This window comes from Pseudomonadales bacterium (genome assembly GCA_024234615.1).
In the GTDB taxonomy this organism is placed as follows: domain Bacteria; phylum Pseudomonadota; class Gammaproteobacteria; order Pseudomonadales; family IMCC2047; genus JAJFKB01.
This window is the reverse complement of sequence record JACKNY010000001.1, coordinates 438,362-460,000: the sequence shown is the minus strand read 5'-3', so window position 1 is coordinate 460,000 and position 21,639 is coordinate 438,362. Positions and strand designations below refer to the sequence as shown.

Sequence of the window (21,639 nt, the reverse complement as noted above, 5' to 3'; positions counted from 1 at the left end):
CCGCTTCTGGACCATGAAACCGCCCGACGATTTCTTCCGCCAAACGCTTTTTAATATCTTGCGGGTTTGCTCCTGCATCAACTTCGCGCTTAAATTGCTCAACTTCTGTCAGCTCCCGAAAGCTCAATAATTCAAAATAGCGCCAAATTAAATCGTCCGGCATGGTTAGAATTTTACGGTACATTTCTCCGGGCAGGTCATCAACACCCACATAGTTACCTAAGGACTTGGACATTTTTTGTACGCCATCCAGGCCTTCAAGAAGGGGCAACGTTAATACAATCTGAGGCGGTTGCCCGTAGTGTCGTTGCAATTCCCGGCCCACTAACAAATTAAACTTCTGATCGGTCCCTCCCAACTCTACATCGGCTTTCAACGCAACAGAGTCATAACCCTGCACCAGGGGGTATAAAAATTCGTGGATACTGATGGGCTGCCCGGCTTTATAACGCTTACTAAAATCATCCCGCTCTAACATTCGCGCCACTGTCTGCTGAGCCGCAAGACTAATCATTTCAGCAGAACTCAACTTATTCATCCAAGTTGAGTTGAACGCGACAGTCGTTAGCTCCGGATCCAAAATTTTGAACACCTGTTCTTTATAGGTAATGGCATTTGCCTCTACCTGTTCACGCGTCAACGGTTTGCGTGTCACGTTTTTTCCTGTTGGATCACCAATCATACCGGTGAAATCGCCAATCAGAAAAATCACCTCATGCCCTAACTCCTGAAATTGTTTGAGCTTATTAATCAGCACTGTGTGCCCAAGGTGTAAATCTGGAGCCGTCGGGTCAAACCCAGCTTTTACTCGCATTTTCTTACCGCTTTTAAGACGCTCAACCAACTCATCTTCAAGCAATATTTCCTCTGCACCGCGTTTAATGATTGCTAATGCGTCTTCGACCGATGTCTTCATTTATATGCCTATCCACCCAATCAATATACAGCTATCCATCGCCTATTTACTTCCACCCTACTGAGAGAAAGCGGCTGATTATAGCATCCTGTTATTAGAGTCCCTACGTAGACCCCTGCTTTAATCTAAAAAAATTGCTATAATTTTTCCCTTTTAGGCCATACTTATCTAATATTGCGTCACTGATGGCGCCAACAAACAACAAGAGAAGACTTACCGCGACCTAATATTAATATGATAAAACAATACCCTAAAAAACATGTACTCGTTGCCAGCCTAGTCACCATTATTATTGGGCTTGTTTTAGTAATTACTCCCTCTAAAGAAGTTTCAGCGAAAAGAAACTCTGTTACTCTTACGCTTAACCTACCCGAGCAATCCAAGCTCCCCAGTGAAGACTTGACGCTTACTACTAGCGAAAGCTCCGCTAAAACCGAACCCGAGACTAACCTAACGGTTACGACTAAAAACGTAACCACCGATTTAGTCGAAACTCAAAAAGAGTCTCCCGCTAAACATCAAGCGCCGCCCTCTCTTTTTAATCTTGAGCACTGGGAAAAAGTAACAGTGAAATCGGGCGATAACCTCAGCACACTTTTCTCACGCGTCGGTCTCACCGCAAAAGACGTCTTAGAGGTATCTCAGGCGGCGAAAAAATTTGCCAATGAAGATAGCTTAAAAAGGTTGTTCCCAGGTGAGCAGCTTGCTTTTATTATCAATGACGGCCAATTGGAAAAAATGCGTCGGGTTAAAAGTCCTCTCGAAAGCATCCAGTTTAGTCGCACAGAATCTGGCTACGCTATCGACAAACTGACGCGTGCGCCAGAAGTTCATAATCGCTTTGTTAGCGCGACCCTAGAAAACTCCCTCTTTCTGGCTGGCCAGCGACAAGGGCTCCCGCAGAACCTTATTATGGAGCTGGCCAATGTATTCAGTGGCGTTATCGACTTCGTATATGATCCCAGAAAGGGCGATAGTTTTAATCTCCTGTTCGAAGAAAAATTCTTAGATGGCAAAAAAATCGGGACTGGCGAGATACTCGCAGCGCAGTTTACCAACAGAGGAAAGGTGCATACGGCACTTCGATATAAAGATATGCACGGAGATGTTGGGCACTACTCCGCCGATGGCGTCAGTATGCGCAAAGCCTTTTTAAGGGCGCCGCTGGATTTTACTCGCATCAGTTCCGGCTTTAACCCCAATCGCAAACACCCGATCCATAAAAAAATTAGAGCTCATCGCGGTATTGACTATGCGGCCCCTCGTGGTACTCCCGTATTCGCTGCTGGTGAAGGGCGAATCATCGCCTCTGGCTATTCCAAAGCCAATGGCAACTATGTATTTATCAAGCACGGCGAACAGTACACCACCAAATACTTGCATTTAAACAAACGCTTCGTGAAAAATGGAGCGCGCGTAAAACAGGGGCAAACGATTGGTCAAGTTGGATCCACAGGCTACGCTACCGGGCCACATTTGCACTATGAATTTCTGGTCAATGGCGTACATCGTAATCCTCGCACCATTCTGGACAAACTTCCCAAGGCGAAATCCATTCCGAAATCGGAATTGGCCCGTTTCCAGCAACAGACTGGCATAGTGTTAGCCCAGCTCGAAGCATATCAACACATGCTTGCCTATAACGACTAACCCAATGGGAATGACAAAGCCGTATTATTTTCTCGGCTTAATGTCTGGCACCAGCCTGGACGCTGTCGATGCGGCAATCGTTGACTTTAGTGCGAGCACCCCCAAGCTACATAGCCATTACCAACACCCCTTACCCGCAGACCTCAGGTCAAACATTCTCATGCTCTGCACGCCGGGAGAAAACGAAATTGAGCGATTGGGTAAATGTGATGTGGAATTGGGCCAGATCTTTGCTTCGGCTGCTCTACAACTTTTACAAAACGCAGAAATAAGTGCAGACCAGATTCAGGCTATCGGTTGTCATGGTCAAACAATTCGCCACAGCCCTAAATCGCCTCTGGCTTTTACTCTACAGATAGGAGATCCCAATGTTATTGCTCATATCACTGGGATTACTACAATCGCCGATTTTCGCCGTCGTGATATCGCCGCTGGCGGCCAAGGTGCTCCGCTCGCACCAGCTTTCCATCGGGAGGTTTTCAGCACTACGCAGGACCGCGCGATATTAAATATCGGCGGCATGGCAAATCTCACCCTATTACCCGCTGACACAAGGCTTCCACCTATCGGATTCGATACCGGCCCAGGTAACGTTTTAATAGATGCCTGGTACCAGATTCATCAACAGGGGCCGTACGATACTAATGGGGCTTGGGCCGCAGGCGGCAAGATCTCTAGCAAGTTACTAGAACTATTTCTAACAGACGCTTACTTCCAATTGGTACCGCCCAAAAGCACAGGCAGAGAATTATTTAATCGCCAGTGGCTAGAACAACGACTAACACAGTTAAACCTTAATCTAGACGCTCAAGATGTTTGCGCCACGCTGGTGGAACTTAGCGCGATCACAATAAGCAACGATTTGGACCAGCACTTCTCACCATGTCGCGAGCTATTCGTTTGCGGTGGCGGCGCTCACAACGGTTATCTGCTGAGCCGATTAGCCGCACATTCGCCGCAATGCAAAGTTGGCACAACGGCTGATTTGGGTGTTGATCCTGACTGGGTAGAGGCCATCGCTTTTGCCTGGCTGGCAAAACAACGGCTGGAAGAAAAAACGGGGAATCTAACTTCTATTACCGGTGCCGCTAAAGCTTGCATACTAGGCGGCATTTACCATGCGTGAAAAACGGCCGTTGCTGAAATTAAAAGGGATACAGTTAAATATATTAATGGAAAAGGGTAGGTTTTTTCATTTAAAGCACCACGTATCGGCTTAAATATCGATCATTGAGTGGTGCTTTTGACAGGAGGAGTTACCTGAATCTTTTATATGGAGAAGGAAGACCCGCAACCACAGGTGGTTTTCGCTGAGGGATTGCGCACAACAAAACGTGACCCTTCCAGCCCCTCTTCGTAGTCAATCTCGGAACCGGCTAAATACTGAAAACTCATCGGATCAACCACCATTGTAACGCCCTGGTTATCCACCATCGTATCGTCCTCAGCAATTTCATCATCAAAGGTGAAGCCGTATTGGAACCCAGAACAGCCGCCGCCCGTAACAAATACGCGCAGTTTCAACTGCTCGTTACCTTCTTGCTCAATAAGAGTCTTCACCTTGGATGCAGCGGCATCGCAAAAGGCCAGTGACGCCTGAACAACCGCTTCAGACATAATGAATAAACCTCGCTAAATTGTAATGAAACTCACACATTCTGCCTTTTCCGAGTATTTTAATCAACTATTTGCCAGTGGCTTCGATTTCGCTTGGCCTGGAGGCTCGACGGATGGATTTTGTGGGGCAATACCTAACTGAACGGTATTGGTTTTTCCCGAGACCTGAGACTCAACCTGATGAACCAAATTCCCATTCACCTGCGCGCCCATCACCATTTCCAATAAATGGTAATGCACAGTACCAGTAACCGAAGCATTGGCTGCTAACTCCACATGTTTCGAAGAATAAACATTACCTATGACCTGACCATTAATAATCACATGCGGCGCTTTAACCTCTCCTTCGACAACACCATGATCGCTGATTCGTACCACCGCATTGTCATTTTCCAGCGCCTCTACACTGCCCTTGATACAACCATCTATATGCAACCCCCCAGTAAATTTGAAATCGCCTACAATCTCAGTTTTACTGGAAATTAAAGTATCGTAATTATGCCGGGCACTTTTTTTATCACTCCCCCACATCTGCAAGTGTCTCCTGTGTTACCCAATCGAATTCACGGGTTGCGGTCATTGAATTTTTACCCGCAGATTCAGCAACAACCTCAACTTTTTCCACAATAAAGTCCTCAGGCATATTAACCACTGCCTTAAATTGCTGAAAATAACGAAACTTAAAATTATTACTCATTTCGTCCTCTGCGACTTCCTTTAAGGATAGCACCCTTTTCTCGCCAGCGCCCAGGCCCTGAATGCTAACTTTGACAGCGCCCTGAATGACGCCTTTGGATTTCCCTACCTGCGCCAATATCCAATTAATCCGATATCTCGTTTTACCCAGGTACTCGATGCCTAAATCATGGACTTGCAGCCCGGACTGAGCATTCCCCGGTTCCATAATACTGCGATAAAAAGTTACCGATTTTTTAAGCTGCGATATCTCCGCAGATAATTCTTCAATCGTCTTACGCGAGGTTTCAAGTGCCAATTGATCGACTTTACGATCTCTCTCCAGCGCTGTCAGCTTGCGCTTTACTTCCTTTAATTGCTGTTGTTGCTCTGGTGATAGTGCTTGCAACTCCACCTCATGCTGCCGCCCCAAGACAAAACTCCCGACAAGCGCCACAGAAACAACGAGAAAGAGGCCAGCCACATACCAGACGCGCTGCCTTGGCCGATGAGGTTTAAGCACTAAATTCTCTTGTTTGCTACCACGAACTCTTGGCATTAGCAGTCTGCGTTTCCTTAATAATGGTGAATCATGGCATCAGCGCAATCGCTTCTAACCCCAGGTTTTCTGGCAAACCAAACATAATATTCATATTCTGTACCGCTTGACCTGCCGCGCCCTTGACCAGATTATCAATCACTGACAACACCACAACTCTATTTCCCTGTTGCGGTCGATGCACTGCGATTCGACAATAATTGCTACCTTTCACGCTTCGCGTTTCTGGATGCGAGCCTTGGGGGAGGACGTCAACAAATGGCTCGCTGGCATAGCAATCTTCATATAGCGCTTGCAGGTCAACCTGATCCACACTTAAGTCTGCATAAAGCGTGGCGTGAATACCACGAATCATTGGCGTCAAATGCGGCACGAAGGTTAACGCGACATCACTTGAAGCGGCCTGCTTTAAGCCTTGCTTAATTTCGGGAAGATGCCTATGACCTGACACGGCATAGGCCTTAAAGCTTTCGCTTGCTTCACAGAGCAGGGAGCCAACGCTTGCCCCACGTCCCGCCCCACTCACTCCAGACTTTACATCAGCAATCAGAGAAGATCTGTTCACCAGCTTTTGTTGCAGCAAAGGTAAAAAACCTAATTGAACAGCGGTTGGATAACAGCCCGGATTTGCCACCATCTTTGCCTCTTTTATCGCGGCGCGATTCACTTCCGGCAGACCATAAACCGCCTGTTCCAACAGGTCAGGGCAGGCATGCGTCGCACCGTACCAACGCGACCACTCCTCAGCATCGCGTAAGCGAAAGTCCGCCGACAGATCAATAATTCGGACACCCTGCTTTAGTAACTCAGGCACTTGCTGCATCGCCACCGTATTCGGTGTAGCGAAAAATACTAGGTCGCAATCAGCCAAACTATCGTTATCCGGCAATGAAAACCGAATATCCACTGCTCCGCGTAAGTTGGGGTACATATCTGCTACCGCCTTCCCCTCTTCCGAGCGAGAAGTGATCAGCACCAACTTTGCCTGCGGATGCCTTGCAATCAATCGTAACAGTTCCACCCCGGTATACCCGGTTCCTCCAACAACTCCAACCTTAATCACATGACCCTCTTAACAAATATTAGGCGATAAACGCCCTGGCTAACGATTTATACTGAATCGGTCAGTATAATAAAGTCCATCCCCAAATAGAAAGATAATCTGGATATTCAAAACCACCTCTCAATGAACACTAAAATTTTTACTCTGGAATATTTCCGCGAACGCTTGGCTCATCTAGACGCGTTACCCCAGTATGCCTTACTCGGCGTACTGTCTGGGATTGTCGCTGGGGTGGTTATACTCATCTTTCGGCTAACTATCGAAATTCCTTTGCAGTTATGGCTGCCTGAAAATAATCCAGAAAATTTTGAAGCATTAGAACCCTACTTACGTTTTATTGCGCCACTAACCGGCAGCATCGTGGTGGGCTTAATCCTTAGCTATCTGAGCAAGGACGCTCGCAAACTTGGCGTCACCCTCGTATTAGAGCGACTGAATTTCCACGAAGGACACTTACGGCTTAGAAACACCGCCACACAGTTTTTAATGGGCGTGATCAGTTTAGTCAGTGGCCAGTCCGCAGGCCGGGAAGGCCCCGCTATTCATTTGGGCGCGGCCTGCAACAGCTATCTGGGGCGGCGTTTTCATCTACCTAATAACAGCATCCGCGTGCTGGTCGGATGCGGCACTGCAGCGGCAATTTCCGCCTCCTTTAATACCCCGATTGCGGGCGTCATCTTCGCGATGGAAGTGGTCATGATGGAGTACACGATCACTGGTTTTACGCCAGTAATTCTCGCTTCGGTAAGTGCTGCCGTCATTAGTCGCATGGTGTATGGCGCGGACACCGCCTTTGATGTACCCGCCATGAGTATTCAGTCACTCTGGGATATCCCCTTTACTATTTTGATGGGGATCATCCTCGGTGCTCTCGCCACGATCTTCATCCAGATCACTCAGTTCTGCACTCGTTTTCAGCATTACCCTATCTTGCCACGAGCCCTGCTTGCCGGAATCTTCACTGGCTCAATTGCCTTCTTTATTCCGTCCATTATGGGCATCGGCTATGACTCTGTGAACCAAGCGCTGCTAGGTAATCTTGGCCTAGGCATGCTCTGTATTCTGACGCTGGGCAAATTACTGGCAACCGCCGTGCCTGTTGGTCTCGGCATGCCCTACAGCCTGATCGGACCGGTTATCGTATTAGGAGCCAGCGCTGGGGGGGCCTTAGGGCTTATCGGATCAACGCTGTTACCGGACTACAGCTCTGACGTTGGGATGTACAGTATGCTCGGCATGGGTGCGATGATGGGGGCGGTGTTAAACGCGCCGCTGGCCGCTCTGATGGCACTGCTAGAGCTTACCGGCAACCCCAACATTATTTTGCCCGGCATGCTGATTATAGTAATCGCGAATCTCACCACCCGCGGGATATTCAAGCAAAAATCCATCTTTAACACTCTGCTTGCCGCACAGGACATTCATTTACGTGACGCACCAGTTTTACAAGCATTGAGTCGCACCGGTGTTGCCAGCCTAATGAATAAAAACATCATCAGCCACCATCGTAAAATTCCTATTCAAGCGGCCGCTGAATTGCTTATTAACAAACCGGAATGGATCATTCTGTTAGAGGATCGAAAACCGATATCCTTGCTACCAGCGGTCGACTTGGCACGCTTTTTAGCTGAGGAAAACAATTCGGAAACCAACCAGGAAGATAAAGAAATAGACCTCCTTACAATCCCGGCCCGCCGTCGTGACATCAAACGAATACATCGCCAAGCCACCTTACAGGAAGCGCTCGATACTTTACATCAGTACCACATCGAGGCACTCTACGTAGAGCGCGTACACGCACCCATGATCACTTCTGTCATGGGCATTGTAACCCGCCAGGATATTGAGAATTTTTACTTACACAAATAGTCTGAAAAGAAATTATTAGGTCATCTATGCTCTGGGTTAAAGCCTTTCATATAATCTTTGTCGTTTGCTGGTTTGCAGGCCTCTTTTACCTGCCGCGACTGTTCGTCAATCACGCCATGACGGACAACCAGGACACCAAAAAACAACTGGCGCTGATGGAATATAAACTCTATCGCTTTATTAGCCCCTTAGCCTGGTTGGCGCTTGGCTTTGGCATCTGGCTGAGCTATTTGAATTGGGATTTTTACAAAACCGAAGCCTGGTTTCACATTAAAGCCTTGCTGGTACTGCTGCTGGTCGCCTACCACATGGCTTGCGGCTACTTCGTACGCGCTTTTCAAAATGACCTAAACACGAAAAGCCATATTTTCTTTCGCTGGTTTAATGAATTCCCCGTGTTAATATTGTTCGCCGTGATTATCCTGGTGGTGGTGCGTCCGATATAGCACCCACCCCGACAAGCGATCAACATCATTCCTATTCACCTGATTTATTGACGACATAACATGACTCAATCCGAAACACTTTTTCAGCAAGCGCAACGATTCATTCCCGGCGGCGTTAACTCCCCGGTTCGCGCATTCAAAGCAGTCGGCGGTACTCCCGTCTTCATCGACCACGCGGACGGCGCTTATTGTTACGATGCCGACGGCAAACGCTACATTGACTACGTGCTGTCCTGGGGGCCGATGATTCTCGGCCACAACCACCCGGCGATTCGTCAGGCAGTGATCGAGCGCGTCAATCAGGGATTAAGCTTTGGCGCGCCGACGCAGATCGAAACCCAGCTCGCCGAGAAAATTTGTAACATTATGCCCAACATGGATCTGGTGCGTTTCGTTAACTCAGGTACAGAAGCCACCATGAGTGCGATTCGCCTGGCGCGAGGTTTTACCGGGCGCGATAAAATCGTCAAATTTGAAGGCTGTTATCACGGCCATTCCGATTCGTTACTGGTCAAAGCAGGCTCCGGCGCACTGACCTTCGGCGTCCCCACATCACCGGGCGTGCCAGCGGCATTAGCTGAGCACACCATTACTCTTACCTACAACGATATTGCCAACGTCGAACAGGCCTTTAAAGAAGTGGGCGAACAGATCGCCTGCATAATCGTCGAACCCGTCGCTGGCAATATGAACTGCGTACCACCCGTTCCCGGCTTTCTCGAAGGCTTGCGCGCCGTTTGCGACCAATACGGTGCCGTGCTGATTCTGGACGAAGTCATGACCGGCTTCCGTCTCGGTTTGCAGGGCGCGCAAGGTTACTATGGCATCGACGCCGACCTAACCACTCTCGGCAAAGTCATCGGTGGCGGCATGCCGGTTGGGGCCTTTGGCGGCAAGCGCGAAATCATGGAAAAAATTTCACCCCTCGGCCCGATTTACCAAGCAGGCACTCTTTCTGGCAACCCAGTCGCCATGGCCGCAGGCCTCGCTGCGATGGAGGAAATCAGCAAGCCGGGCTTTTACGAGCCGCTCTTTGCACAAACCACCCAACTGGTTGAGGGATTAAAAGCCGCCGCACAGGAAGCCAATATTCCCTTTACCACTAACCATGTCGGCAGCATGTTCGGCGGTTTCTTTACCGAAGCCGAGCATATCACCAATTTCCGGCAAGTCATGGCCTGTGATATTGAACGCTTCAATCGCTTCTTTCACGGCATGTTGAATGCGGGAGTTTATCTCGCACCGGCTTCTTACGAAGCGGGCTTTATGTCCGCGGCGCATACGGAAGAGGATATCCAAGCGACGATTGATGCAGCTAGGGCTGTGATGGCTAGTTTGGCCTGAGAATACAGTTATGAGTGTGGGGCACTACAGCAAAAATAAATACATCATAGTACTGTTTTATTTTTAAAATCACGATACCAAAGCAATACCGGCACAGCCATAGAAAACGCCTTGTTGCGTGGCGTTCAAGTAGTGCCTTTTTTGTTACCAATGTTTTCCTTAAGCGTTATTTCAATGGATATCAATCTGCGCCAGCTGAACCTCGCTAACAGGCTCAGCAATCACCACAAACCGCAGCGGCCCGCCCGGAACTACCGAATCAAACGGCCAGCAGGTGGCGAGTAATAATTGATCCGCAGCGACCGCTTGAATCTGTGTTTTCTCAGCGTCTACCACCTGGGTTTTGATGATTTGGTAACGCTGGGATTTTCCGGTTGCTGCAATCAGTATTAGCGAGTCCCCTACCTTGATATCCCGCATAAATCGAAAGTGAGTATCGCGGTGGCCACTGATCAACATCGCCCCCGGCTCTCCGGGAAGCGCGCTGGCGCTGGTATGACCGGGGCCGAAGGCGAGGGACTGGCCGTGATCCCCGCTGAGCACAATGCTATCAACGCCCAAGCGTGGCAATTGCAAGCGGGCGATGGGGACGGTGTCTGCCCAGGGCCAAGGCTTGGATGACAGCCCGGTGGCCAGACTGCCTTCCCAAGCGCGCTGCAATAATTGTTGCGCTAACACGGCTTTAATATGTATCCAACTTCCCGCAGCTAACTGGGCGCAACCGAGCAGGAGCAATAATCCGAGGATGAAATTGCGCGTATTAAAAAGCATAGCGCAGCCAAGCTATGCGTCTCACCCTCGAATAGAGATAAAACATCAGCGCCAGCAGCCAGATCCCGAAGCCTTTGAGTATGCGCAGCTCCGCATCGGTGGCGGTTTGCGGCAGGCCAAACTGAGTGCCTTTGGGCGGATTACTTTTAAGGGCGTGACTGGAAAGCCGCTCTGATGGGCGGCGTACGGGGGTTTTATCGACGGCAATCAGGCTGGTGAAACGGCTGACCAGATGATGGCCAAGTGATAGCTCAATGACAGACTGTTTTAGCGTTGCCTTTTGCTCCGGCTCGTAGCTGAGCAGGTATTTGTCCATCAGCACCTCCATTTTACGCCGCGCCCAAAACACGTTCATGCCCGCGCGGGTTTGCGCTGTTTCAAAGCTCAGGGTTTTGGCGAAGGTTTCAGAGTCCGCCGCACCGCTTAACTGTAACTGTGCTGGCAAGCCTTTGGTTTTAAACACCAGCGCGATGGGTTCACCCTGATAAAGATCGGGAATGCGCTGCGGATAAAACTCCGCTTCGAATTCACTCGGGATGCTGATGTTTAGGTTAGTCAGCACCGGCGATTCCAGCTTACGAAAAAGCTCGGTCATTTGTTCGGCCACAATTTCCATACTGCCAATGTGGGTGAAACTGCCACGCCCGAATTCAGCGGCTTTACGCATGAAATAGGAATTAGGCGCTGAGCCAATACCAATGGTGAACAGCCGACTATTATCGAGCTTACGCTCTATGAGTTCGAACAGTTGATCCTCGTTTCCCACCGCTCCATCGGTTAAAAACACCACCTGACGAATCCGCCCGGAGCGATCTTCCGCCGTCTGCTGGGTTAAAGCCGCATCCAGCGCCGGGTACATTTCGGTACCACCGCTCGCACCCAGCGCCCGCACAAAACTGATCGCCCGTGCCCGCATGGCTTGGCTGGCCGGTTGTACGTTATTAAATAGCGAGCGCGTATGGGAGTTAAACTCAATCAGGTTGAAGCGATCCTGCGCCTGCAAGCGTTCGATCGCCATAATCAATGCCTGGCGCGCCTGCCGAATGGGTTCACCCCCCATTGAGCCAGAGGTGTCGATCACAAAGACTAAATCGCGTGGCAGATTAGCGCTGTCCTGTGTTTGCATTGGCGGCGTCAGCATTAGCATCGAGTAATAACTGCCCTGCCATTGCTGAGTGTAAAGGCCGACATAGGACTGCTCGGATGCGGCCGCACGCCAGTTCAGCACAAAGTCGCTATTGGAATCGTGCGTGGTGCTGTTCAGCGTTAGTCGATAATGCTGAGCGTCCACACTTTTCTGCTCGACTCGATGATAGCGGCTTTGCAGATCAACGATATCAAACCCGGGCGCGAGATCGACCCGAATATTGATCGGATTACTGTTCTCCCCGTAACTGCTAAGCTTGGGTGTAATGCGAGAAGCATCCGGCACTGCGTCGGTATTAGGCTGGCTGCCGGTACCCGTGAACTGGGCTTGCCCGACCGCATTGATCAGCGCAGCACCGGGAATGTAGCGGGGGGTAACTGTCAGCGGAAATCTCAGGCTGAACTCGCCCTGACTAAGCGGCACGCTTTGCTGATATTCGATTTCAACCTGCACCTCTTCCTGCGGCCCAATATTAGCGACCGCGATGGTAAACAGATTCGGTCGCTCTTGGGTGAACAAAGTGGCGCGTTGGCCGTTACCTTTGGCCTTTTCATAGTTCCTTTTTGCCTCCTGCTTTTCCTGAATGACGCCTTCGATTATTCGCCCACCTACCTTCAACCGCAGATGATCCACCGCCGCATCATCCGGCAGGGGAAACAGGTAAATGCCCTCCACCCAATCATCGCCCGGATTGAGAAAGTGCTGAGTCACTTTGGCGCGCACAATAATGCCGCTTACCTGCAAATCCACATCGGTGTTCAGCAGCGGCGCAAAACTGGCATTCGCGCCGTCACTGCCCTTGACCAAGAGCGTACCGCTTTTGATCTGGCCATAATCCAGTTCAGCCAGCCCATTGGCGTGGGCAGGGATAACGACGCCCGCGCATATAAACACAAAAATCGCGCAAGCTAACCACAAAGGACTGCGTGTTGTATTTATGTTATTAGCCATGGGGTTAGCCATCCTTTGCTTGTGTTTGAAATAGCGGTAATTGCAGCACCTCGTTCGCCGCCAACCCGGCACGATTAATTTTGACCGGGGAGGTATCCGCTAATTCGCGATGACAGGGGTAGTCGCGCTGGTAAGGAACCAGGTTGAATAAAAGCTCTGGGTGCTGATCCAAAACATCGTCGGTAATGGGGACAAATTCGTATGGGTGTTTTGCCGGTGGGTGTTCGTTGGGTTTGTGCATCGTCTTCGCCTCGTTGAGTTGGTAAGGCTTATTAAAGGACTTAACCCTGGAGAGGGAATGAAGGAAAAATGGAGAAAGAATGGAAGTTACGAGGACTATTACGATTCTCACTGTTTAATCACTATAATGGTGCCATGCCACAGGAACCAAAACTCATCGCTATCGTCGAGGACGACCCGGATCAACGTCGCAATTATTGCGATGCTATTGCGCGCAAAGGTTACCGTGTGAACGCCTATGCCGGGCACCAGCAAGCATTGGCTGGCATCAGCAAAGAACCACCGCAACTGGTCATTATCGACATTATCCTAGGCAACGATGTGGACGGCGGTTTTGCTCTGTGCCGCGATTTGCTCGCCAGCAATGCTTCCCTGCCGGTACTTTTTTTAACAGAACGAGTCGACGAGATCGATAAAATATCCGGCCTTCGGCTTGGTGCCTGGGACTATCAGCCCAAACCCATCAGCCTGACTTACCTGGCGGAACGCGTGACCTCGTTGCTGCGCCTGGCGGAACTGAGCGAAAACGCTGGGAGCGACAGCCAAAACCCGCCCAAAAGCGTTGGCGACCTGAGGATTAATTTGGACGCCATGCAAGCCCACTGGCGTGACCAGCCATTAAGTTTGACCATGACCGAATTTCGCATGCTCGAACGTTTGCTGCATCGACCGGGGAACGCAATTTCCTACGAGCAATTAATGCATTCAACCATGCAGAGTTTCGTTACACACAACACCATTAACACCCACATGCGAAATATCCGTAAAAAAATCCGCCAGATCGACGCCCAATTTGATCGCATTCAAAACGAATACGGCTTCGGCTATCGCTGGATTGTCGAGTGAACAAAGCCGCCAGATTTCGCGGGCCGCGCCTCGGCACCAAACTGATTTTGATGGGACTGGTGCTGCTCAGCATCCCCTGGCTGGGTTATCGCTACTTGCTGGAGACCAAGAATTTTCTGCTCGAAGGCCAGGCGCAAGCGCAGCTGCTCACCGCCAAGGGCATTGCCATCACGCTGCAAAGTAACGACAGGTTATTTAATGATCTGCCGCTCAATATCGAGGATTACGAAACACTCACCAGCTACCCTTTGGACTACCCTATCCGCATTGATGGCTATAACGATGACTGGCGGGATTTGCGCCAACATCAGCGCAGCTTTGGTGGGCGGCAAACGAGTACTACCGCTATTCAAACAGGTACAAAGTTCAATCTGCTGTTAGGCGTGTCCGCACAATATCTTTATGCCTACCTCGACATCCTGGATAACACCAAGGTTTATCGCCACCCCGGCTATCGACGGTTGGATAACAGCGATCATTTACGGCTTAATTTTATCGATGCCGAAGGCCAATCCAAACGACTGTTATTAACCATGGAAGGCCCGGGCAATATGACCGCCTACTATGTTGATACTGACTGGTTTTATGCGGTCGCCGGCCAACCTGAATATGAGGTCGCCAGCTATGTGAGGGATACCGAGCGGGGTTATGAAATCGAATTGCGCATTCCGTTAGCTATGCTCGGCCCGCAAAAGCGGCTCGGTTTGAGCTACGCCGATGTCGATAACCCCGAGCTTCGCCAAGTGCAATCACTGACCAGCACCCTGCCCTCGTTGGCTGGGGCAAAGACTAATCTGATTCTTCTGCGCTCACCGGCTATCGAAAAAATAATCACCGAATTGAACCAAGCGGATGCCCAAATTTGGATTCTCGACCAGCAGCGGCGTGTACGCGCTACCGCTGGGCAGCTGCAAATACCGAGTGACGATGAATCTCCCCCGTATGAGGAAGATAATCAATCCGGCTCGCTTTGGAGCGTGCTGGTGGATTTATTGTTTCAGAAATTAATTAGCTCAGCCGCTGCCGATTTCAAAGATTTTGATCCCAGGCTGACCAGCCAACGAGACGACCAGGTTATTACCCAGGCGCTGATCGGCAAGGGCAGCTCTCGCCGCCGTGCGTCGTTGGATGGTCGCGCTCAAATAATCACAGCGGCCTATCCTATCAGTGAGCAGGATCAAATTATCGGCGCAGTGGTATTGGAGCAGAGCACCGAATCGGTTCTGGCGTTACAGCGACAAGCGCTGGAAAATATCGTTATGCTGACCGCGCTGAGTCTGTTGGCCATCGTGCTGGTAGTTATCCTCTTCTCTTTGCGTTTGGCCTATCGGGTACGACGGATGCGCAAGGAAGCCGCTCTGGCTATCGATCCGCACGGTCGTTTAATGGTGGATCAGTTGGAGCACGAAACCACAGCGGGCGATGAAATCGGCGACCTGGCCCGCAGTGTTTCCTCCATGCTAACCCGGCTGCACCAATACCAACAGTTTGTCGCCAACATTCCGCGCACGCTGCGCCATGAGGTCAACAATCCGCTGAATACCATCAGTACTTCGTTGGAAAATCTCGCGCACGAAACCGATGAGAGCCAGCGTCAGCTGTATTTGGAAAGAGCCAAACGCGGACTACGGCAGATGAGTATATTGGTACAGCAGCTGGCCGAATCCGCCAGCCTGGAACAGTCGCTGGCCAGCGACGAAATGGAGCGGGTCGACCTGAGTTCACTGCTGCGGCAATATTTAAGCAACTATCAGAGTAATCACCCCGAGCTATTGCTAGCAATCGAACTCGACGACTCACCAACCTGGATTAATTGCGCCGACTTTCGCATTGAGCAACTACTCGACAAACTGTTGGATAACGCGGCGGATTTTAGCGCCAGTGAAAATCCGCTCAGCATCACCCTGCACAAAACTAAAGGCCTGGTTGATATCACCATTGCCAACCAGGGCCGGACTATCGACGAATCACAAATCCCGTTAATCTTTAATCTGATGTCCAGCTCGCGCCCAGCTATAGACGCGGAAAAGCCGCATTTAGGATTGGGACTCTATATTTCCAAACTCATCGTCGATTATCATAACGGCAGCATTCAAATTAGTAATCTGCCCGACCAAAGCGGTGTGGTAGTCCATATTTCATTGCCACTGAGTAAGGAGTAACAGCAACCATGACCATCATGATTACCGCCAGCGAACTCAATCAACGCTTGACTGCGCCATCTGCCGCGCAACAGTTGGTCATATTCGACTGCCGCTTTTCACTAGCCGATTTTGCGTTGGGTCGCCAGCAGTACGCGGATGGCCATATTCCAAACGCATTGCACCTGGAGATGGAAGTTCAGCTGTCCGGTGACAAAAAGCCACATGGCGGTCGCCACCCATTGCCGACAGCAGCACAATTTACTGCCAGCATGCAAAAAATGGGGGTTAACCAGAACAGTATCATTGTCGCCTATGATGATAATCGGCTCGCGGGCGCGGCGCGGCTTTGGTGGTTACTACAGCATTTTGGGCACCCGCACATCCGCATTCTCGACGGTGGCTTGCAAGCTTGGCGGGCACAGGGGTTGCCGGTTTCACAGGACACACAAGCACCACAAAAGGGTTATTTCCAAGCCAACCCCAGAACAGGCCAAACGGTCGATTATTCATGGTTATCCGCACACCTAAAGGATCGCAATCTGCAACTGATCGACTCCCGCGAAGCACCACGTTATCAAGGGCTTGAAGAACCCATCGACCCCGTTGCCGGGCACATTCCCGGAGCGTTGAATTATCCCTGGCAGGGGGTGACCAACGAACAAGGTAAAGCGCTATCGGCCGGAAAGCAACAGGATCGTTGGGCGGGCTTGGACAGCGAAAAAGAAACCGTGGTTTATTGTGGTTCCGGTGTAACAGCTTGCGTTAATTTACTATCGCTAAAACTCGCAGGGATTGAGGGCGCCAAGCTATACCCTGGCAGTTGGAGCGATTGGTGTTCCTATGCTGACAGCCCTAAGCGGCCATAATTAGGCAATCGGAAACCATAGGTATTATGGATTTGTCTCTATACTACCCGTTGTTCCCCAGCAAAGCGCCACACTCGAACTTCGTCTCTGCCGAATTGTTTGACAAGGCAATCGCCTTTTTACACAGCTGCTCCGCCTGTGCGCTATTGCCTTGCTCAAATCGTACTTTCGCCAGTTCCAGATAAAGCTGTCCATCGCGCGGAGAAATGCGTATTGCCCGTTCTAAGGATGCGGCAGCTGCCACATATTTTTGTTGGCGACGTTGTTGCTGCGCTGTATCCAGCAAGGCTACAACGGCTGAGTTCGGCACAGCTGTTTGTGCGTCACTCTTTCGGACCGTACTTTCGACAACGGGCGCACTTTGAATGACAGGTATATCTCGGTGAACCTCATTCGAACCCTCCGGGCTGCGCTCTATAACTGGCGCCGAGCCTCGTTGTGGCGCCACGCCGCAAGCTGTTATCATTCCTACCAAGATCAATACTAAAACAATACGCATCTTTAATTTTACCTATTCAAACCACGATTTAATCCATTCACCCAAGCGGCCTGGCTGGCGATGGCACTCAGCCGTTCGTTGCGGTTCCGAGCCTTTGATAAAGGGCATATAGCGCGCGCCCAGGCAATCTGCTTCGCTGCGCATGCCGCTGCTGTCATCCACCCAGAGGTACTGCACATTTTCGGGCAGGGTGCCGGTAAAAGAAGCCGGAGCAAGACCTTGCATTAACTGGCCCCACACGCTTAACGCGCCACGACTGCCGGTCAGTCCGGTTGGCGTATTGTCATCGTTGCCGAGCCACACTACCGCCAAACGATCACCGGTAAAGCCGGCAAACCAGCTGTCTCTTAAATCATCGGTTGTACCGGTTTTACCGGCGACATTGAGACTAGCGGGTACCTGATTGTAAACAGCGCGCCCGGTGCCTTCGCGCATGGTTTCTTGCAACACATAATACAGTAAATGAATAACGCCCGGATCAAACCGCTGTTCGACGTGCAACGGGTAGCGGTTTAAGGGTTTACCCTCTGATGTCGTAACATCGCGTATCGCTCGCAATGGGGTATTAAAGCCACCGGCGGCGATGGTTTGATACATCGCGGCTACTTCGATCGGCGTCAAGCCACGCGCGCCAAGAATGATGGAGGGATAAGGCGGCAGCTTTCTTTGCACGCCCAGTTGCCGAATGGTGGTGATCACCTGCTCGACGCCCACCTCCATAGCCAAGCGCGTACTGGCCTGGTTATAGGATTGCGAGAGCGCGCGATGCAAAGGAATCACGCCGTGGCTTTGGCGATCCGAATTCTTCGGCGTCCAGAGTTTACCCCCCTCCGCCGGCACACTGATCGGCCCATCATCCAGGGGCGACACTAGAGTATATTTTTGTGGCTGCGCCAAGGCAGTTAGATACAACGCCGGTTTTAACAGTGAACCCACCGGCCGTACGGCGTCCAAGGCCCGATTAAAGCCGGAATACTTGGTATCCTTGCCGCCAACCAAAGCCAATACTTCGCCGGTATCGGTGCTGGTTACCACCAAGGCGCCTTCGAGTTGGCGCATACGCGCTACATCCTGACGCCTGAAGCGATTGATTTGCTTCGCTAAGCTCTGTTCCGCCTCACGCTGCACCAAGGGATCCAAGCTGGTAAAAATTCGCAATCCCTCGCTGGTTAAATCTTCCGCCTTGTAATCCCGCCGTAGTTGGCGTTTGACCAAATCCATATAGGCAGGGTAACTAACATCCGTGTAGGACGACTGTTGCGCTACATCCAATGGCTGCCGTTTCGCCCAATCCGCCTGCTCCGGGCTCACTTTCCCGGCTTGCGCCAGCATGTCGAGCACCAAATTACGTCGCGCCAAGGCCCGCTCCGGGTGCCTGCGTGGGTTGTAATAGGAAGGTCCTTTCACTAAAGATACCAGCAGCGCCGCCTGATGCAGCTTGAGTTCTTTTAAGCCGCGGCCAAAATAGTAATGGCTGCCCAGCCCGAACCCGTGAATCGCACGTCGCCCCGCCTGTCCGAGATACACCTCATTCAGATAGGCTTCCAGAATTTCACTTTTGTCGTAATGCAGATCTAATAAAATCGCCATGATGGCTTCAGTGGCTTTGCGGGTAACAGTACGGTCGCTGGTTAAATAAAAATTCTTTACCAGCTGCTGCGTTAGGGTGCTGCCGCCCTGTTTAACCTGACCTGAGCGCAGGTTTACCCACATCGCCCGGGCTATCGCCATGGGCGACACACCATGGTGCGAATAAAAATCTCGGTCTTCAACGGTGATCAATGTCTCTAAAATAAAATTTGGCACCTCATCGATACGCACCAGTGTGCGATCCTCACCGTGTTTGGGGTAAATCCCTCCGATCAGCATAGGCTCAAGGCTCATCAACGGTAGGCTTTGACCGCCGCTTTGTAGATCAATCACAAGATCATCGCTGATACGAATGGCAACCTGCCTGGCAGCCAGTGCTTCATCCCAAAGTTGAAAACTGCGCGTGTGCAGCCTGACCTGCTCACCCTCCTGTTGGTAACTACCCGGCTGGGCAATCGAGGTTGAGCGTCGATAGCCCAACAGTTCCAATTCATGAAGCAGATTATTCAATTTCAGAGCAGCACCGGGATAAATCTCCAGCGGGCGCGCATAGACTTTCGCGGGCAAAGACCAGCGCTTGCCCTCAAATTTATCTGTGACTAAAGCGTCCAGATAAACGATCAGCGCCGCGCACAGCACCAGGCCGACCAAGATCAATTTAAATAGTAAGCCCCACAGGGAAACGCCCACCAAGCGGCGTGCGCCGGATTTAGCACGCGACTCAGGCTGCTTCTTGTTCGACTTTTTGGGAGAGTTTTTCTTTGCTTTTGCGCTGGGTTGTGTCATTAAGGCTGGTCAGTTCCGCCGTGAGGAAAAAGTAGTCGGCAATTATAACCAGCAAATGTTAGACTTCGCACCCTATAAAATGAGGGATGTGAAAGGAGTTATCCGTGAGCCAAGCTTTGGTGCAGGCACTGCAAAATTCAGCCTTATACGATCACCCAGTCGATTCGTTCGAGGTCATTGAAACCCATATCTCCTGGGTCATTCTGACCGGTTCTTTTGCTTATAAGATCAAAAAACCCAACAACTTCGGCTTTCTGGATTTTTCCACTCTGGCCAAGCGCGAGCATTTCTGCCATGAAGAACTGCGTCTAAATCGACGCTTGGCACCGGAACTGTACCTTGCTGTCTTGCCAATTTGCGGCAGTGAAAAAGCGCCCCGGTTCGACGGCGATGGCGAAGCTATTGAGTATGCGATTAAGATGGTGCAGTTCCCACAGGATCAATTGCTCGACAAAATGCTGCAACGCGGCGAGCTGACCCAGCAACATATCGATGAAATCGCTGCCATTACTGCCGCATTCCACCAACGCACCGAAAGCGCCGCTGCGGGTACTCAATTCGGATCGCCAGAACAGGTGATGGCACCCGTACAGCAAAATTTTGAGCAAATTCGTGACTTTCTCGAGGCAGAATCTGATCTCGCCCAACTTGGTCAAATTGAAGGCTGGGCACAGGATATGGCGAATATCCTTAATCCAGTTTTTGCGCAACGCAAAGAATCCGGCATGATCAAAGCCTGCCATGGTGATCTACACCTGGGCAATATCACGCTCTTTCAGGGCAAGGTTACCCTGTTCGACTGTATTGAATTTAACGACAGCTTTCGCTGGATTGATGTCATGAGCGAAGTGGCCTTCTTCATGATGGATTTAGAGGATCGCGGCTTACAAAACCTTGCCAATCGTTTCCTCAACGCTTACCTCGAACAAACGGGCGACTACGGTGGTTTGCGCGTATTAAATTTTTACAAATCCTATCGCGCCGTGGTGCGCGCCAAGGTCGCGCTGTTTAACCTCTATAATGAAAATTTGACGGAAGAACAACGTCAACAAATCTTCAGCCAATACCGCAGCTATATACAGTTGGCTGAGCGTTACATGGAAATTCCGAAACGCTACATTTTGTTGATGCACGGCTTTTCCGGCTCGGGAAAAACCACCGTCAGCACTGCGTTGGTCGACAATTTAGGCGCCATTCGCTTGCGTTCGGATGTAGAGCGTAAACGATTGTTCGACGCCGCTGCCAGCAAACCATCCGGCCTTAACGACGGCATCTATAGCCACAGCGCCAGTGAGCAAACCTTTGCGCACCTGGTTAAAATCAGTGAACAAGTTTTGAATTCGGGATACGCCGCGATTGTTGATGCGACCTTCCTACAGCAGACTTACCGTGAGCTTTTCCACCAATTGGCAGAGAACCTCGGCGTGCCATTGCGAATTGTTTCCTGTGAGTTGGACGATACAGAATTACGTGCGCGCATCCAGCAACGCCAAGCCGCCGGCACTGACCCGTCGGATGCCACTATCGAAGTCTACGAGGCCCAGATTGCGAGCGCCGACGCGCTCAGCGAAGAGGAACTAAAACACACCAGCCGAATTAATACAGCGTCACTGGATGATGCCCAACGCTTTATCGAAATGATTCGATCTCATTAAGCATT

Annotated in this window: 19 protein-coding genes (1 of these 19 running past the window's edge); 9 read left to right on the top strand and 10 right to left on the bottom strand. The window is 50.7% G+C overall.

The window, feature by feature from the left end:
* On the bottom strand, positions 1-916 hold the 5' portion of the coding sequence (locus H6995_02240; protein MCP5213811.1) for a tyrosine--tRNA ligase. Its footprint begins 287 nt before the window's first position; the window shows 916 of its 1,203 coding nt (coding positions 1-916); the start codon lies at positions 914-916; the stop codon falls past the left edge of the window.
* 234 nt (positions 917-1,150) lie between these two features.
* Between H6995_02240 and H6995_02235 the strand changes: the two genes are divergently transcribed.
* Together H6995_02235 and H6995_02230 are read left to right on the top strand one after the other, a co-directional pair.
* Entirely contained in the window at positions 1,151-2,566 is a 1,416-nt protein-coding gene (locus tag H6995_02235; protein MCP5213810.1) for a peptidoglycan DD-metalloendopeptidase family protein, read from the top strand.
* A 10-nt stretch (positions 2,567-2,576) separates the two neighbouring features.
* Entirely contained in the window at positions 2,577-3,692 is a 1,116-nt protein-coding gene (locus H6995_02230) for an anhydro-N-acetylmuramic acid kinase (protein MCP5213809.1), read from the top strand.
* A gap of 143 nt (positions 3,693-3,835) precedes the next feature.
* Here H6995_02230 and erpA read toward each other — a convergent pair whose 3' ends face one another.
* The 4 genes from erpA to H6995_02210 form a co-directional block, all read right to left on the bottom strand.
* On the bottom strand, positions 3,836-4,183 hold the full coding sequence (erpA, locus tag H6995_02225; GenBank protein MCP5213808.1) for an iron-sulfur cluster insertion protein ErpA: 348 nt from the start codon (positions 4,181-4,183) through the stop codon (positions 3,836-3,838).
* Positions 4,184-4,246: 63 nt separating this feature from the next.
* On the bottom strand, positions 4,247-4,714 hold the full coding sequence (locus tag H6995_02220; protein ID MCP5213807.1) for a polymer-forming cytoskeletal protein: 468 nt from the start codon (positions 4,712-4,714) through the stop codon (positions 4,247-4,249).
* Positions 4,701-5,417 (bottom strand): hypothetical protein, encoded by a 717-nt coding sequence (locus tag H6995_02215; GenBank protein ID MCP5213806.1) that lies wholly within the window; start codon positions 5,415-5,417, stop codon positions 4,701-4,703. Before H6995_02215 ends, H6995_02220 begins: the two co-directional genes overlap by 14 nt.
* Before the next feature lie 31 nt (positions 5,418-5,448).
* Entirely contained in the window at positions 5,449-6,480 is a 1,032-nt protein-coding gene (locus H6995_02210) for an N-acetyl-gamma-glutamyl-phosphate reductase (protein MCP5213805.1), read from the bottom strand.
* 123 nt (positions 6,481-6,603) lie between these two features.
* On the opposite strand from H6995_02210, the gene H6995_02205 reads away from it, so the two are divergent.
* From H6995_02205 to hemL, 3 genes are read left to right on the top strand one after another with little or no spacing between them, the layout of a single operon-like run.
* Positions 6,604-8,349: a chloride channel protein gene (locus H6995_02205; GenBank protein ID MCP5213804.1), complete on the top strand. Its 1,746-nt coding sequence runs from the start codon at positions 6,604-6,606 to the stop codon at positions 8,347-8,349.
* 26 nt (positions 8,350-8,375) lie between these two features.
* On the top strand, positions 8,376-8,795 hold the full coding sequence (locus tag H6995_02200) for a CopD family protein (GenBank protein MCP5213803.1): 420 nt from the start codon (positions 8,376-8,378) through the stop codon (positions 8,793-8,795).
* Between the two features lie 60 nt (positions 8,796-8,855).
* On the top strand, positions 8,856-10,139 hold the full coding sequence (hemL, locus tag H6995_02195; GenBank protein ID MCP5213802.1) for a glutamate-1-semialdehyde 2,1-aminomutase: 1,284 nt from the start codon (positions 8,856-8,858) through the stop codon (positions 10,137-10,139).
* A 171-nt stretch (positions 10,140-10,310) separates the two neighbouring features.
* On the opposite strand, the gene H6995_02190 is transcribed toward hemL, so the two are convergent.
* The 3 genes from H6995_02190 to H6995_02180 are packed head-to-tail and all read right to left on the bottom strand — an operon-like array spanning position 10,311 to position 13,249.
* Positions 10,311-10,910 carry a class GN sortase gene (locus H6995_02190; GenBank protein MCP5213801.1) on the bottom strand — a complete coding sequence of 200 codons (600 nt, stop codon included), beginning with the start codon at positions 10,908-10,910 and terminating at the stop codon, positions 10,311-10,313.
* Positions 10,900-13,008: a marine proteobacterial sortase target protein gene (locus H6995_02185; protein ID MCP5213800.1), complete on the bottom strand. Its 2,109-nt coding sequence runs from the start codon at positions 13,006-13,008 to the stop codon at positions 10,900-10,902. Before H6995_02185 ends, H6995_02190 begins: the two co-directional genes overlap by 11 nt.
* 4 nt (positions 13,009-13,012) lie before the next feature.
* The gene (locus H6995_02180; GenBank protein ID MCP5213799.1) at positions 13,013-13,249 is read right to left on the bottom strand and encodes a hypothetical protein; all 237 of its coding nucleotides are present in this window, start codon (positions 13,247-13,249) and stop codon (positions 13,013-13,015) included.
* Positions 13,250-13,317: 68 nt separating this feature from the next.
* Between H6995_02180 and H6995_02175 the strand changes: the two genes are divergently transcribed.
* From H6995_02175 to H6995_02165, 3 genes are read left to right on the top strand one after another with little or no spacing between them, the layout of a single operon-like run.
* Positions 13,318-14,094: a response regulator gene (locus tag H6995_02175; protein ID MCP5213798.1), complete on the top strand. Its 777-nt coding sequence runs from the start codon at positions 13,318-13,320 to the stop codon at positions 14,092-14,094.
* Positions 14,091-16,256 carry a hypothetical protein gene (locus H6995_02170; GenBank protein MCP5213797.1) on the top strand — a complete coding sequence of 722 codons (2,166 nt, stop codon included), beginning with the start codon at positions 14,091-14,093 and terminating at the stop codon, positions 16,254-16,256. Before H6995_02175 ends, H6995_02170 begins: the two co-directional genes overlap by 4 nt.
* Positions 16,257-16,264: 8 nt before the next feature.
* Positions 16,265-17,104 (top strand): sulfurtransferase, encoded by an 840-nt coding sequence (locus H6995_02165; protein MCP5213796.1) that lies wholly within the window; start codon positions 16,265-16,267, stop codon positions 17,102-17,104.
* Between the two features lie 43 nt (positions 17,105-17,147).
* Here H6995_02165 and H6995_02160 read toward each other — a convergent pair whose 3' ends face one another.
* Together H6995_02160 and mrcB are read right to left on the bottom strand one after the other, a co-directional pair.
* Complete coding sequence (locus H6995_02160) at positions 17,148-17,603, bottom strand: tetratricopeptide repeat protein (GenBank protein MCP5213795.1); 456 nt, start codon at positions 17,601-17,603, stop codon at positions 17,148-17,150.
* Positions 17,604-17,615: 12 nt separating this feature from the next.
* Complete coding sequence (gene mrcB / locus H6995_02155; protein MCP5213794.1) at positions 17,616-19,979, bottom strand: penicillin-binding protein 1B; 2,364 nt, start codon at positions 19,977-19,979, stop codon at positions 17,616-17,618.
* 104 nt (positions 19,980-20,083) lie between these two features.
* On the opposite strand from mrcB, the gene H6995_02150 reads away from it, so the two are divergent.
* A complete protein-coding gene (locus H6995_02150) occupies positions 20,084-21,634 on the top strand; it encodes an AAA family ATPase (GenBank protein MCP5213793.1) in 1,551 nt (516 codons plus the stop codon).
* Positions 21,635-21,639 lie beyond the last annotated feature (5 nt).

What these genes read in the sequence shown, in the direction of transcription:
- H6995_02160 (MCP5213795.1), bottom strand. Translation starts at nt 17,603, where the DNA reads ATGCGTATTGTTTTAGTATTGATCTTGGTAGGAATGATAACAGCTTGC.
- hemL (MCP5213802.1), top strand. Translation starts at nt 8,856, where the DNA reads ATGACTCAATCCGAAACACTTTTTCAGCAAGCGCAACGATTCATTCCC.
- H6995_02185 (MCP5213800.1), bottom strand. Translation starts at nt 13,008, where the DNA reads ATGGCTAATAACATAAATACAACACGCAGTCCTTTGTGGTTAGCTTGC.
- mrcB (MCP5213794.1), bottom strand. Translation starts at nt 19,979, where the DNA reads ATGACACAACCCAGCGCAAAAGCAAAGAAAAACTCTCCCAAAAAGTCG.
- H6995_02230 (MCP5213809.1), top strand. Translation starts at nt 2,577, where the DNA reads ATGACAAAGCCGTATTATTTTCTCGGCTTAATGTCTGGCACCAGCCTG.
- H6995_02205 (MCP5213804.1), top strand. Translation starts at nt 6,604, where the DNA reads ATGAACACTAAAATTTTTACTCTGGAATATTTCCGCGAACGCTTGGCT.
- H6995_02220 (MCP5213807.1), bottom strand. Translation starts at nt 4,714, where the DNA reads ATGTGGGGGAGTGATAAAAAAAGTGCCCGGCATAATTACGATACTTTA.
- erpA (MCP5213808.1), bottom strand. Translation starts at nt 4,183, where the DNA reads ATGTCTGAAGCGGTTGTTCAGGCGTCACTGGCCTTTTGCGATGCCGCT.
- H6995_02215 (MCP5213806.1), bottom strand. Translation starts at nt 5,417, where the DNA reads ATGCCAAGAGTTCGTGGTAGCAAACAAGAGAATTTAGTGCTTAAACCT.
- H6995_02190 (MCP5213801.1), bottom strand. Translation starts at nt 10,910, where the DNA reads ATGCTTTTTAATACGCGCAATTTCATCCTCGGATTATTGCTCCTGCTC.
- H6995_02165 (MCP5213796.1), top strand. Translation starts at nt 16,265, where the DNA reads ATGACCATCATGATTACCGCCAGCGAACTCAATCAACGCTTGACTGCG.
- H6995_02235 (MCP5213810.1), top strand. Translation starts at nt 1,151, where the DNA reads ATGATAAAACAATACCCTAAAAAACATGTACTCGTTGCCAGCCTAGTC.
- H6995_02180 (MCP5213799.1), bottom strand. Translation starts at nt 13,249, where the DNA reads ATGCACAAACCCAACGAACACCCACCGGCAAAACACCCATACGAATTT.
- H6995_02175 (MCP5213798.1), top strand. Translation starts at nt 13,318, where the DNA reads ATGGAGAAAGAATGGAAGTTACGAGGACTATTACGATTCTCACTGTTT.
- H6995_02200 (MCP5213803.1), top strand. Translation starts at nt 8,376, where the DNA reads ATGCTCTGGGTTAAAGCCTTTCATATAATCTTTGTCGTTTGCTGGTTT.